The 13,101-nt window shown below is 31.5% G+C and carries 12 protein-coding genes; 2 read left to right on the top strand and 10 right to left on the bottom strand.

Annotated features, from left to right (window positions below):
• From BUA21_RS13405 to BUA21_RS13390, 4 genes are all read right to left on the bottom strand, one after another.
• A partial coding sequence (locus BUA21_RS13405; RefSeq protein ID WP_143147174.1) for a MerR family DNA-binding transcriptional regulator occupies positions 1-312 on the bottom strand: 312 nt, incomplete at its 3' end.
• Between the two features lie 184 nt (positions 313-496).
• Positions 497-1,399, bottom strand: a complete 903-nt coding sequence (locus BUA21_RS13400; protein ID WP_072745347.1) for a class I SAM-dependent methyltransferase — start codon at positions 1,397-1,399, stop codon at positions 497-499.
• 31 nt (positions 1,400-1,430) lie between these two features.
• Complete coding sequence (locus BUA21_RS13395) at positions 1,431-1,955, bottom strand: methylated-DNA--[protein]-cysteine S-methyltransferase (protein WP_072745346.1); 525 nt, start codon at positions 1,953-1,955, stop codon at positions 1,431-1,433.
• A 1-nt stretch (position 1,956) separates the two neighbouring features.
• The gene (locus BUA21_RS13390; RefSeq protein WP_072745345.1) at positions 1,957-2,505 is read right to left on the bottom strand and encodes a GNAT family N-acetyltransferase; all 549 of its coding nucleotides are present in this window, start codon (positions 2,503-2,505) and stop codon (positions 1,957-1,959) included.
• A 459-nt stretch (positions 2,506-2,964) separates the two neighbouring features.
• On the opposite strand from BUA21_RS13390, the gene BUA21_RS13385 reads away from it, so the two are divergent.
• Complete coding sequence (locus BUA21_RS13385) at positions 2,965-4,767, top strand: ABC transporter ATP-binding protein (protein WP_072745350.1); 1,803 nt, start codon at positions 2,965-2,967, stop codon at positions 4,765-4,767.
• 22 nt (positions 4,768-4,789) lie between these two features.
• Positions 4,790-6,604 carry an ABC transporter ATP-binding protein gene (locus tag BUA21_RS13380; RefSeq protein ID WP_084604310.1) on the top strand — a complete coding sequence of 605 codons (1,815 nt, stop codon included), beginning with the start codon at positions 4,790-4,792 and terminating at the stop codon, positions 6,602-6,604.
• A gap of 8 nt (positions 6,605-6,612) precedes the next feature.
• Here BUA21_RS13380 and BUA21_RS13375 read toward each other — a convergent pair whose 3' ends face one another.
• The 6 genes from BUA21_RS13375 to gcvT form a co-directional block, all read right to left on the bottom strand.
• Positions 6,613-7,239 carry a phosphatase PAP2 family protein gene (locus BUA21_RS13375; RefSeq protein ID WP_072745344.1) on the bottom strand — a complete coding sequence of 209 codons (627 nt, stop codon included), beginning with the start codon at positions 7,237-7,239 and terminating at the stop codon, positions 6,613-6,615.
• A gap of 92 nt (positions 7,240-7,331) precedes the next feature.
• Complete coding sequence (gene lpdA, locus BUA21_RS13370) at positions 7,332-8,738, bottom strand: dihydrolipoyl dehydrogenase (protein ID WP_072745343.1); 1,407 nt, start codon at positions 8,736-8,738, stop codon at positions 7,332-7,334.
• Positions 8,739-8,747: 9 nt separating this feature from the next.
• Complete coding sequence (gene gcvPB, locus BUA21_RS13365) at positions 8,748-10,202, bottom strand: aminomethyl-transferring glycine dehydrogenase subunit GcvPB (protein WP_072745342.1); 1,455 nt, start codon at positions 10,200-10,202, stop codon at positions 8,748-8,750.
• The gene (gene gcvPA, locus BUA21_RS13360) at positions 10,199-11,545 is read right to left on the bottom strand and encodes an aminomethyl-transferring glycine dehydrogenase subunit GcvPA (protein WP_072745341.1); all 1,347 of its coding nucleotides are present in this window, start codon (positions 11,543-11,545) and stop codon (positions 10,199-10,201) included. Before gcvPA ends, gcvPB begins: the two co-directional genes overlap by 4 nt.
• A 1-nt stretch (position 11,546) precedes the next feature.
• Entirely contained in the window at positions 11,547-11,930 is a 384-nt protein-coding gene (gene gcvH, locus BUA21_RS13355; RefSeq protein ID WP_072745340.1) for a glycine cleavage system protein GcvH, read from the bottom strand.
• A 38-nt stretch (positions 11,931-11,968) separates the two neighbouring features.
• On the bottom strand, positions 11,969-13,060 hold the full coding sequence (gene gcvT, locus BUA21_RS13350; RefSeq protein WP_072745339.1) for a glycine cleavage system aminomethyltransferase GcvT: 1,092 nt from the start codon (positions 13,058-13,060) through the stop codon (positions 11,969-11,971).
• Between the last annotated feature and the right edge of the window lie 41 nt (positions 13,061-13,101).

Genomic DNA, 13,101 nt, shown 5'->3' with positions numbered 1-13,101 from the left:
TAAGCCACTTCCTATGTCTTTGATTATTTTAAATTGATATCCTCTTGCACTACAATAATCACTTACTGTTTTAATTTGCCTTTCTAAATCTTCTTTTTGATCTGATGAAGAAACTCTACAATATCCAATGGTTAGTTTTTTATTTTCTTTTTTGTTTTTTAAACTAATAAGTGTGCTTTTATCGTATCTTCTATGTCCTCCAGCTGTCCTTTCAGGCTTTATCTTCCCTTCATCTTCCCATCTTCTTAGAGTTGATTTTGCAACTCCTAAATATTCACTTGCTTCTTTTATAGTAAGTTTTATAATAATCACCTCTTACTTATAAAGTATAGTATAAACCTATTTAATATGCAATGTTTTTAAGTAACTTTAATTAGTTTTAGGTATACTGTTTTATTGCCCCAATATTTTATTGTATCTTTATATTTATTTGTTATTTTAACCCCTCCTTAAAGTTATCTATAAGTGAATCTTGATCTAATTATAATTCTATATTCTAAACAACCATTCCTGAAACTATTTGTAATAACGCAATAGTATAATCCCAAATGTTTTTATCTTCTTCTAACAATTTCACTCTTTTGTCAAACCTTTCTACAATCAATTGTTTTAATTCTTTTTCTTCTTCATCTGATAGTCCATTTTTATTCTGATGTAAACCCATACTTATAACTTCTAATAATTGCTTTTTTTGTACCTCAACTATTGCAACTTTTTCATTATAGCTATTTCTTGCATCATCAGTAGCTATAGGAATAGCTATTCCATCAACTTGAATTTCCTTAAAACCAAGTTTTTCAAACAATTCAGGTAATTCTACAGGGTCAACCGCATATTTTGCAACATTATATTTTTTAAAAACGTCATCTGTTTCTTTAAACAATTTATCTAAAAGTTCCATTTCACGTTCACTTTGTTTTGGTAAAAACTCAGGTTCAGTTTTAATATATTTATCTGGTCTAGCATACATCACTGAAACTCGTCCCTCTGGCCTGCAAACTCTTTTTTGTTCTAACAAGAATTCCTTATTTGGAACATGTTCTATTACAGTATGTGATATACAAGCATCTACTGAATTATCTTCTAATGGGAGTTTTAGTGCATCGCCTTCTATATAACTTATATTGTATATATTTTGCTTTCTTGCTTTTTCTTTTGCATAGTTTATAAATGTTGTATCTCTATCTATGCCTATTATTTTAGATTTATTACCTAACCAACTGGATAGTTTTCTGGTTATTGCACCAGGACCACAACCAATATCAAGTACTGTCATTCCTTCTTTAAGTCCAAGAATATTCAAAAATAAGTCTTTCCTATCATCTCTAAATCTCATTTCTCTACTTAAATCAAGCATTAGAATACCTTGTATATTTTCTGACCAAATATTGTTTTCCATTGCATACCTCCTTGTAATTTTATGCATATAACTATCTAATCTGGACATCTTCAAATGCAATTATGTCACACATTTCATTTCCTTCTAGTTGAAGCAAAAACTTTTTTATATATATTTTATCTCCAGCATATCCTACCAAATCTCCATTTTTACCTACAACTCTATGGCAAGGTATGATTATAGGAAGTGGATTGTCTCGGTTAGCTTGTCCTACTGCCCTTGTAGCTTTAGAATTTCCAATAGCTTCTGCTATTTGTGAATAGCTCCTGATCTCACCATAAGGGATATTTCTCAAGGCACTCCATACCCTTTTTCTAAACTCTGTACCTTCTATGGATAATGGTATTTGGAATTCTTTTCTCTTTTTTTTAAAGTATTCATCTAGCTCTTTTATAACATCACTACACAGTTTGTTATTCCGTACAATATCATTATTTTTATTTGTATATTCTAACCATTCTTCTTCAAAAAGTACTATTCTCCTGACTCCTATTTCATCTACTACTGTATATATCCTTCCCAATGGAGAATCATAACTGTCATAGACAATTTTCATACTATACCTCCTTTGAAGAACTATTGAATTCTTCTCTTAGTATAGCATAATTTAATCTATCCCATTTTCTTCCTGCAAAGTATACTGCTTTTCGCTCTATCCCCTCTAGCACAAAGCCTGCCTTTTCTAAAGATCTTTGTGCTCCTTTATTTTGTTCAAGAGTATCTGCAGCAATTCGTTCTAATCCAATATTATTAAACCCATATTCTAAAATAATCTTTACCGCTTCTGCTCCATAACCTTTAGAACGATTTTCAATTTTTGAAATACCTAATCCAACAGTACATGAACGATTTGTCCAATCAATATCTTGCAGTGCAATATCTCCTATTAGAATTCCATCAGTCAAAAATACTCCTAAACGAATATGCTTACTTCCTTGATCATTTTGTATTTCATCGAACCACTTATCTGCCTTGACAACGGAGTGACCAATATTCAAAGGTTCAGTCATTGCCTCAAAATCATATTCAAAATCATTCCATAATTTTTGACAATGTTCTCTTTCAAGAGTTGAAAGATATACTCTATTTCCACTTAATTTCAGCATAAAAATCCTCCTTATTAATCCTTATTTTTAACATATTCCACGTTTTTTATAAATATCCTTTTTATTTACTTATTTTATTTGAATAATTACTTTATTATATTACAATTGTGTTACAAATGAAAATAATGGTTGAATATTACCAAAAATGTGAATATACTTATAGATATACTAAATAATAAAGGAGGTCGTGTTGATGATAATAATGTGCAGTATACTAATCAAAGAAAATTTAAGTTCGAAATGTAAATCCACGACCTATGATCGTTTTTGATTAAATACATAATTTACTAGAAATATCAAAAACCATAGGTGTGGTTGCCTATGGTTTTTTTATGCAATTCTATACTGTTTATTTTTACCAAAACAGATATTGGTGAGTTTTGCATATTTATAGCCATGGGCATAGTATTTTTTATTTCAATAGCCCATGGCTATTTTGTTTTTGACAGGAGGGATAGAATGAAAGGATTAAAATCGATTTTTAAGTTCATGAAAGGTAGCAAATTTATTTATGCAATGAGTATTGTAAGTATCGTCCTTGCTACATTTTTTACAGTAATAGGCCCTCTTTTAGTGAAAACTACTATTGACTCTATTATTGGAAGCAAAGAAATAAGTTCTATTAGGATGATTAAAACTATAAATTTTTTAGGAGGTAAAGAGTATTTAAGAAACAATCTATGGATTATAGGTATAGCACTCATAATTTTAACTATTTTTAGAGGTTTATTTCTTTATTTGAAAAATACACTGTCAAGTAAAGCTTCTGAAAACACTGCCAAAAATATGAGAGAGCAATTATATGATCATATACAAAGATTACCTTATGAATATCATGTGAAAGCAGATACAGGAGATTTGATTCAAAGATGTAGCTCAGATGTAGAAACTATAAGGCGATTTTTAGCAGTTCAATTGGTGGAAATAGGTGGTGCAATTTTTACTTTGGTTTTTGTTTCTTATATAATGTTCAATCTCAATGTAAAAATGGCTCTAGTTTCTATGGCTGTAGTACCTATAATATTTATATTTGCTTTTGTTTTTTTCTCAAAAGTTCAGAAAGTTTTTTTAGAGGCTGATGAAGCTGAAGGTAAACTTTCTACAGTACTACAAGAAAACTTAACAGGTATAAGAGTAGTTAAAGCTTTTGCAAGACAAAAGTATGAAATTGAAAAATTTAATGAAAAAAATGAAAAATATAAAGATCTGGTTTATAAATTAATTAAGCTATTGGCGTGGTATTGGGCTATTTCAGACTTTATCTGTATGATGCAAATAGGTGCTGTATTGGTTCTAGGTAGCTTGTGGGCAGCAAAAGGTCACATATCTTTAGGTACATTGGTGGTATTCACAACTTATGAAGGTATGCTTTTATGGCCTGTAAGACAAATGGGAAGAATACTTACAGATATGGGAAAATCTATAGTTGCTGTAGGTCGTATAGAAGAAGTTTTGAATGAACCTATGGAAATACTTGAAGAAAATCATGAAAAACCTGAAATACAAGGAAATGTTTCCTTTGAGAATGTGTGTTTTGAATATGAAAAGGAGAAACCTGTATTAAATGGAGTCTCTTTTGATATAAACGCTGGTGAAACTGTTGCTATACTAGGGCCTACTGGTTCTGGAAAAAGCTCATTAGTTCATCTTCTTCCAAGACTTTATGAATATAATAATGGCTCTATAAAAATAGATGGAAGAGAATTAAATACTATTGATAAAAAGTGGATTAGAAAAAATGTAGGATTAGTACTACAGGAACCTTTTCTGTTTGCTAAAACCATAAAAGAAAATATAAAAATTTCAAATCCAAATATAGAAGATAAAAAGGTACTAGATGCTGCTGAAATAGCTAGTATTCATGAAGATATCATGTGTTTTGACAAAGGATATGATACAGCCGTTGGAGAAAGAGGTGTGTCATTGTCAGGAGGTCAAAAACAACGTATAGCAATTGCAAGAACCATAATAAATGAATGCCCTATTGTTGTATTTGATGATTCACTAAGTGCTGTAGATACTGAAACTGATATTTCTATAAGAGAAGCTCTAAATGGAAGAAAAAACAAATCTACTACTATAATTATTTCTCACAGAATTTCTACTGTAAAAGAGGCAGATTTGATTCTTGTATTAGATAAAGGGAAAATAGTACAAAGAGGAAATCACGAAGAACTATTAAAAAAAGAAGGTTTATATAAAAGGGTATATGAAATACAAAATTCCCTTGAAGACAATTTGGAAAATGTAAGTGTTAACTAATGGGGGTGACATCGTGGAAGATATGCAAGAAAAGGAATACAGTGAAAAAATAGATTTATCTTTTTGGAAAAATTTTTTAGTCTATGCAAAACCATATAAAAAATACTTTTTTATATTAGCATTAGTAATGGTAGGAGTAGGAGCAATAGATGCTATATTCCCACTGATGAATGGTAAAGCAATAGACGATTTTGTTATGAAAGGCACTACAAATGGACTAAAAACTTTTGCTATAAAATATGGACTTCTAGTCCTTATTCAAGCAATAAATGCATGGTTTCTCATATCTATTGCTGGTAGAATAGAAACAGGCATGGCCTATGATATAAGAAAGATAGGATTTGAAAAATTGCAAGTTCTTTCCCTATCCTATTATGACAATAGAGCAGTAGGATGGTTAATGGCAAGAATGACTTCCGATATAAATAGACTCAGTGAAACTCTATCTTGGGGGTTGGTGGATTTTGTTTGGGGCGTAACTATGATGATAACTATAATAGTCATCATGTTTTCCCTAAATGTGAAGCTTGCACTTATAACTCTTTCTGTAATACCACCTTTGGCTATAATCAGTGTTTATTTTCAGCAAAAAATACTTACTGCCTATAGAAAGGTAAGAAAGATAAACTCAAGAATAACTGGTGCTTTCAACGAGGACATTTCTGGAGCAAAGACTACTAAAACTCTTGTAAGAGAAGAACAAAATTTAGAAGAATTCACAAATTTAACAGGAGAAATGAGAGATAGTTCTGTAAAGGCAGTGATTATATCTTCATTGTATTTACCTATAATTCTTCTTTTAGGAAGTATCGGTACCTCCCTTGCCCTAAATTTTGGAGGAAAAAGTGTTCTTTCAAATACATTAAGTTATGGAACTCTTGTTATATTTGTTAACTATACTATACAGTTTTTTGAACCAGTAAGAGAATTAGCTGCTATATTTGCTGAACTTCAATCGGCTCAAGCTTCTGCCGAAAGAGTATTTTCTCTTATAAATGAAGATTTAGAAATTGAAGATAGTATAGAAGTTATAGAAAAATACGGAGACTTTATGAATCCCAAAAAAGAAGATTGGCCTAGTATCAATGGAGAAATTGAATTCAAAAATGTATCTTTTTCATATAAAAATGGAGAAGAAGTCCTTGAAAACTTTAATCTTCATGTAAATCCTGGAGAAACTATAGCATTGGTGGGAGAAACAGGTTCAGGAAAAAGTACTATTGTGAACCTTCTCTGTAGATTTTATGAACCAACTAAAGGAGAAATTCTCATAGATGGCGTTGACTATAAAAAAAGACCTCAAGTATGGCTTCATGAAAACTTAGGTTATGTACTTCAATCTCCTCATCTTTTCAGTGGTACTATTAAAGACAATATAAAGTACGGAAACCTTGAAGCCAGTGAACTGGATATCATTAGAGCTAGCAAACTTGTAAATGCTCATGATTTCATTGTTGAACTTCATGATGGATATGATACAGAAGTAGGAGAAGGTGGAAACCTTTTATCAACAGGTCAAAAGCAACTTATATCCTTTGCAAGAGCAGTTTTAAGAAATCCTAAAATATTTGTACTTGATGAGGCAACTTCATCTATAGATACAGAAACAGAAAAGATAATACAAGATACAATCCACAAGGTACTAAAAGGAAGAACTAGTTTCATCATAGCTCATAGATTATCTACCATAAAAAATGCTGATAAGATTCTAGTTATAAAAAAAGGTCAAGTAATAGAAGTAGGGACTCACCATGAGTTATTGAACAAGAAAGGATACTATTATAGATTGTATACAAATCAATTCATAAGGGAACAAGAAAGAGAAATACTCAACTAGAGGGATAATCAAAATCCCTCTTTCTTTTTATGGCTAAATAAAAAGATAGTAAAAAAGCACACTAAAAATCCCATCATATATCCCCCCAATACATCTGTAGGCCAGTGGACTCCTAAATATGTTCTACTAAAGCCAATAAGTCCTACTATTAAAAAGTTTAGTATCCAAAATAAATAATTTTTATTTTTATATTTTTTGTTTTTTACAATTAAGTAAGTCATAGTTGTATAAAAAGACATAGAAACCATAGCGTGCCCACTGGGAAAACTATATCCTCCTTGATGTATAAGAAAATATTCAATAGGTCTTGTTCTTGTGAATATATGTTTTAAAATAGCATTTAAAGAAAAACTTCCTATAGTTGAAAATAATAGTGGAAATATTCCCTCATAGTGTTTTGTTTTAATAAAATAGAATAAAATCAATGCTCCTGCTATCATAAAAAAATATGTAGAGCCTAAAAATGTAATTCCCTTCATGACTATAGTCATATTAGAATTTATATTTTTATGAATCCATTCCATTATGCTTTCATCAAATAATACACCTTTATCAACATCCTTTATTGAAAAAGCCAGACTCAAAAAAATGATGAAAAAGATTATTGATATAACTATCATTATCTTCTTATCCATATGTCCCCTCCTGATCCTTTTAATCTTATTTTATCAAAAAAACCTTGAAATATAAAATGATATTTCAAAAAGAAAAAGATAGCAGAAATCTGCTATCTTTTTCTAGGGGGAGCCATATGAATTGCCTGTCCTTCTAATCCTAGTGTAGCTTCATAAAAAGCTTCACTCAAAGTTGGATGAGCATGTATTGTCTTAGCTATATTTTCAACTTTTAATTCATTTGAAATAGCCAATGCTCCTTCGTGAATCAAATCATTGGCATGAGGCCCTATTATATGAACTCCTATTATTTTATTCTTTTCATCTGCCATGACTTTAACAAATCCATCCGGTTCTCCTAATGTTAAAGCCTTTCCATTGGCACCAAATAAGAATTTACTAACCTTATAGTCAATATTCTTTTCCTTTGCTTCTTCTTCTGTCATTCCAACATGAGCTACCTCTGGTATACAGAATACACAATTTGGCCATACATCTAAATTGATTACAGGTTCAATACCCATTATTTTTTCCATCACATATACACCTTGATTGGAAGCTACATGGGCAAGTTGTACACCTACATCATTTACATCTCCTATAGCATAGATTCCATCAATATTAGTTTCAAAGTCTTCATTTACATGAATTCCTTTATGACCATATTCTATTCCTACACCATCCAAGTTCAAATCTTCTACTACTGGCCCTCTTCCTGAAGCAACAAGAACCTTATCTCCTACAACTTCTATTTCCTTATCTTTAGTTTTATATTTTGCTATTACTCTTAATTTGTCTCCTTCTTTGATTATCTCTTTAGCTCTAATATCTACATATGTTTCTATACCTTGTCTTTTTAAAAGAGGAGTTATTCTCTTTTGAACTTCTTTATCTGCATTTTTTAGCATTCTAGAAGCTAAAAGTATTACATGAGAACCTAGACCATTGTAGATACTAGCAAACTCAACTCCTATAACCCCTCCTCCTACAACTATCAAGGTTTCTGGAATTTCTTCCATAGAAAGAAGTTCATCACTAGTGATTACTCCTTCCAATTCTATACCCTTTGTCTCTGTCATAGTAGGTTTAGAACCTGTAGCAATAACTATATTGTATACTTTTATTTCTCGTTCTTCTCCACTACACAATTTAACTGAAACTGTATTTTTATCTTTTAAATTAGCTTTTCCATTTATGAATTCTATATTTTTATAGGACTCAATTAACTTTTCAATACCGCCTACCAATTGGCCGACAATTTCATTTTTTCTATTCTGAAGTTTTTTCCCGTCCAATTGATAATTATCTACACTTATTCCAAACTCTTCGCTGTTTTTTAAAGTAGTCATTATTTCAGCATTTCTAAAATATGTTTTAGTAGGGATACAGCCTCTGTTGAGGCATGTTCCCCCTACTTCTCTATTTTCTATTAAATATACATTTGCTCCCAATTGTGCTCCTCTAATAGCTGCTACATATCCTCCAGGGCCTGCTCCTATAACTGCTATGTTTTTCTGCAAAGAAAACACCTACCCTTCGTATTTAAGTATTGGATTTCTCGCTGCCCTCGTTTCATCTATTCTCCTTACAGGAGTATCATGAGGTGCTTCTTTCAGTATCTCTGGATTTTCTCTAGCTTCCTTAGCTATTTCTTTCATAGCCTTTACAAATTCATCTAGTGATTCTATACTTTCTGATTCTGTAGGCTCAACCATTATAGCTTCATGAACAATAAGTGGGAAATATACTGTTGGTGGATGGAAACCAAAATCAAGAAGTCTCTTAGCTACATCTAGAGTAGCTACATCTAAAGTTTCTTCTTTTAAACCACCTAGCACAAATTCATGCTTACATGTTCTTTCTATTGGAAGATAGTAGTCTTCCTTCAATGAAGCTGCTAAATAATTGGCATTCAATACAGCCATTTCACTAGCTTTCTTGAGTCCATCGCTGCCCATAGTCAAAATATAAGTATAGGCTTTTACCAATACTCCAAAATGTCCATAGAAATCTTTAACTTTCCCTATAGTATTTGGTATATCGTATTCAAGATAATATCTATCTCCATCTTTTTCTACTATAGGTACAGGTAAAAATTCAACCAATTGACTCTTAACTCCTACTGGTCCACTTCCTGGTCCTCCTCCACCATGAGGTGTAGAAAAAGTCTTGTGTAAATTCAAGTGAACTACATCAAAACCCATATCTCCAGGTCTTGTGATACCCATGATTGCATTGGCATTGGCACCATCATAATATAGTAGTCCTCCACAATCATGAACAAGTCTTGCAATTTCTTTTATATCCTTTTCAAACAAGCCTAATGTATTTGGATTAGTAAGCATTAAACCTGCTACTTCATCACTCAAAGCCTCTTTTAGGCTCTCTATATCTACCAATCCATTTTCATTGGATTTTATCTCTATTACTTCAAATCCTGCCATTACTGAACTAGCTGGGTTTGTTCCATGAGCTGAATCTGGTACTATTATTTTAGTACGTTTAGTGTCTCCTCTATTTTCATGATATGCTTTGATAAGCATCAAACCAGTAAGTTCCCCATGAGCACCTGCTGCTGGTTGAAGTGTAACCCTCTCCATTCCAGTAATTTCACATAAGGATTTTTCCAAATTGTACATAAGATTCAATGCTCCCTGTACTGTTTCTTCTGGTTGATAAGGATGAATATTTGTAAATCCATCAAGTCTTGCCATATCTTCATTGATTTTCGGATTGTATTTCATTGTACAAGAACCTAATGGATAAAATCCCGTATCAACTCCATAGTTTTTATTTGACAAATTGGTATAATGCCTTATGATGTCTACTTCACTTACTTCTGGAAAATTAAGTTCTTCACTTCTTAAATATTCGGTTGGAATAAATTCATTGATATCACTTTCTTCTACGTCCAATTCTGGAAGAGTATACCCTACTCTCCCTGGTGTTGAAAGTTCGAAAATTAACTTATCATACTTTTTCATTTTATCCCCTCCAATACATTTACTAATTTATCAATTTCACCTTTGGTTCTCTTTTCTGTAACACAATAGAGAATTCCATTTTCATATTGGGGATAATATTTATTTAATAGGAAACCTCCTAGTATATCTTCCTTAAGCAATGCTTCATTTACATTTTCTCCAGGTATTTCACTTGTTATAGCAAATTCCTTAAAGAAAGGTTTGTCAAATAATGGTTTGTATTTTCCTGTACTTATCATGCTCTTATGCGCATAATGAGCTTTTGCTGTACTTTGAACAGCAACTTCTTTTAATCCTTTTTTGCCCATAGCAACCATATATACAGCACTTGCAAGAGTGTTTATTCCTTGATTGGAACAAATATTGGAAGATGCTTTCTCTCTTCTTATGTGTTGTTCTCTCGCTTGAAGTGTAAGTACAAAAGCCCTGTTTCCATCTACATCAACGGATTCTCCTACAATTCTTCCTGACAATTTTCTCATGTGTTTTTGTGTAGTTGCAATAAATCCTAAATAAGGTCCACCAAAACTAAGTGGTATTCCTAAAGGCTGCCCTTCTCCAACAACAATATCTGCTCCTAATTCACCAGGAGATTTTAATATACCTAATGATATAGGATCTACACTTACAACAAGCATAGCTTTCTTTTGCTTATGAGTTATTTCTTCAATAGCTTTTACATCTTCTATTATTCCAAAGAAGTTTGGATTTTGAACCATAACTGCAGCTGTGTTTTCACCTACATTTTTTTCTAATTCTTCTAAATTAGTAGTTCCATCCAAATCATCTATTTCAATGACTTTCATTCCTTGAACATGAGCATAAGTTTTAAGTACTCTTATAGCATCTGGATTAACAGTTTTAGAAACAACTATTTCATTTTTTCTAGTAATACTTGTAGCCATAATAGCCGCTTCTCCTAAACCAGAACCTACATCATATAGTGAAGCATTTGAAACATCCATACCTGTCAAATTAGCTATAAGAGTTTGATATTCAAATATATATTGAAGAGTTCCTTGGCTTATCTCTGCTTGATAAGGTGTATAGGATGTATAAAATTCACTTCTAGATATAACATGATTAACTACTGATGGTATATAGTGGTCATAAGCTCCTGCCCCTAAAAAGCAAGTAAGATCATTTACAGTTTTATTTTCCTTTGACAATTTCGTAAGTATATTTCTAACCTCTAATTCAGATTTTGAACTTTCTAAGTTTAAAGGCCTATTTAACTTTACTTCATCTGGAATATCATTAAAAAGATCTTCTATAGATTTGGCTCCGATAGTCTCGAGCATCTTCTTTTCATCATCACTTGTATTAGGGATGTAAGGATACATATTATGCCTCCTCTTCAAGGTATTTCTCATAATCTTTCGCATTCATTAAATCATCTAATTGACTTACATCACTCAATTCAATCAATATCATCCAATTTTCATAAGGATCTTGATTCAATAAACTTGGATCATCTTCCAATGCTTCATTTATTTCTAATACTTTGCCACCAACTGGCATATATATATCTGCAGCAGCCTTAACAGATTCAACTGCTCCAAAAGCTTCTTCAATTTCAAATCCATCATCTACGTCAGGCAATTCTACATATACAATATCTCCTAATTGATCTTGTGCATAATCTGCAACTCCTACATAAGCCTTATTTCCATCAACCTTTATCCATTCATGGTCTTTTGTATACAATAAATCTTTTAAAACTTTCATTAAAATTACCTCCTTAAAATTTATTTTGTTTTTTAAATTTATTTTCTTTTATAAAATCTTTTATCTATTACTTGAGCTTTAACAGGTTTGTTTCTTATCATAACTTCAAATTCAGTTCCTTTTTTCGAATATTCAATATCTACTAGAGCTGTCCCTATGTTTTTCTTTAGAGTTGGAGCAAAATATCCTGTTGCTACATATCCAATCTTTTCCCCATCTACAACTACATCATATCCTTCTCTTGGAATACCTTTCCCTAACAATTCAAATCCTACTACTTTTTTTGTAAGGTTCTCATTTTGTAAAACCAATGCATCTTTTCCTATAAAGTCATCTTTGTCAAGTTTTACGAAGAATTTAAATCCTCCTTGTATTGGAGATATATCTTGAGATATTTCATGACCATAAAGTGGAAGTCCTGCTTCAAATCTTAAAGTATCTCTACATCCTAGTCCAGTTGGTTTAATTCCATATTCTTCTCCAGCTTCTAATATGCTATTCCAAACTTTTACAATTCCTTCTCTTGATGTGTAAATTTCAAATCCATCTTCACCTGTATATCCAGTTCTTGAAACTAAACATTTAGTACCAGCTACAATTATATCTTTTTTGAAATGGAAAAATTTGATATCAGAAAGATTTTCATCTGTCAATTTAGAAAGTATCTTTTCAGCATTTGGTCCTTGAAGTGCAACTTCCCCAACTTCATCAGATATGTTTTCTGCTACTACGTCAAAATCTTTTACATTATCTTGCATCCATTTAAAATCCTTATCTACATTTGATGCATTAATAACCAATAAAAATTCTTCATCATTAATTTTATATGTTAATAAATCATCTACTACACCACCATCAGGATAGCACATAAAGGTATATACTACTTGGTTGTTTTCTAATACCCCAATATCATTTGTCAATAAATATTGTAAATAGTTTAAAGCTTCTTTTCCTCTAACCATTACTTCACCCATATGAGACACATCAAACATTCCTGCTTTAGTTCTTACTGCTTCATGTTCAGCCAAAATTCCTTCATATTGCACAGGAAGAAACCATCCTGCATAATCAACAATCTTACCACCAAGTTTTACATGTTCATCATATAGTGGGGTTTTTTTTGTTTCCATTTAAAACCAACTCCTTCCTATATATTATTTATATTTTTACC

Origin of the sequence: Sporanaerobacter acetigenes DSM 13106 (assembly GCF_900130025.1) — a bacterium.
Lineage (GTDB): Bacteria > Bacillota > Clostridia > Tissierellales > Sporanaerobacteraceae > Sporanaerobacter > Sporanaerobacter acetigenes.
The sequence above is the reverse complement of the archived record's forward strand: the minus strand, read 5'-3'. Positions and strand labels throughout refer to the sequence as shown.

Bases quoted from the DNA above. Each gene is read 5' to 3' on its own strand.
- BUA21_RS13385 (WP_072745350.1), top strand. From the start codon at position 2,965: ATGAAAGGATTAAAATCGATTTTTAAGTTCATGAAAGGTAGCAAATTT.
- BUA21_RS13395 (WP_072745346.1), bottom strand. From the start codon at position 1,955: ATGAAAATTGTCTATGACAGTTATGATTCTCCATTGGGAAGGATATAT.
- BUA21_RS13400 (WP_072745347.1), bottom strand. From the start codon at position 1,399: ATGGAAAACAATATTTGGTCAGAAAATATACAAGGTATTCTAATGCTT.
- BUA21_RS13380 (WP_084604310.1), top strand. From the start codon at position 4,790: ATGCAAGAAAAGGAATACAGTGAAAAAATAGATTTATCTTTTTGGAAA.
- BUA21_RS13375 (WP_072745344.1), bottom strand. From the start codon at position 7,239: ATGGATAAGAAGATAATGATAGTTATATCAATAATCTTTTTCATCATT.
- gcvPA (WP_072745341.1), bottom strand. From the start codon at position 11,545: ATGTATCCTTACATCCCTAATACAAGTGATGATGAAAAGAAGATGCTC.
- BUA21_RS13390 (WP_072745345.1), bottom strand. From the start codon at position 2,505: ATGCTGAAATTAAGTGGAAATAGAGTATATCTTTCAACTCTTGAAAGA.
- gcvH (WP_072745340.1), bottom strand. From the start codon at position 11,930: ATGAAAGTTTTAAAAGATTTATTGTATACAAAAGACCATGAATGGATA.
- gcvT (WP_072745339.1), bottom strand. From the start codon at position 13,060: ATGGAAACAAAAAAAACCCCACTATATGATGAACATGTAAAACTTGGT.
- gcvPB (WP_072745342.1), bottom strand. From the start codon at position 10,202: ATGAAAAAGTATGATAAGTTAATTTTCGAACTTTCAACACCAGGGAGA.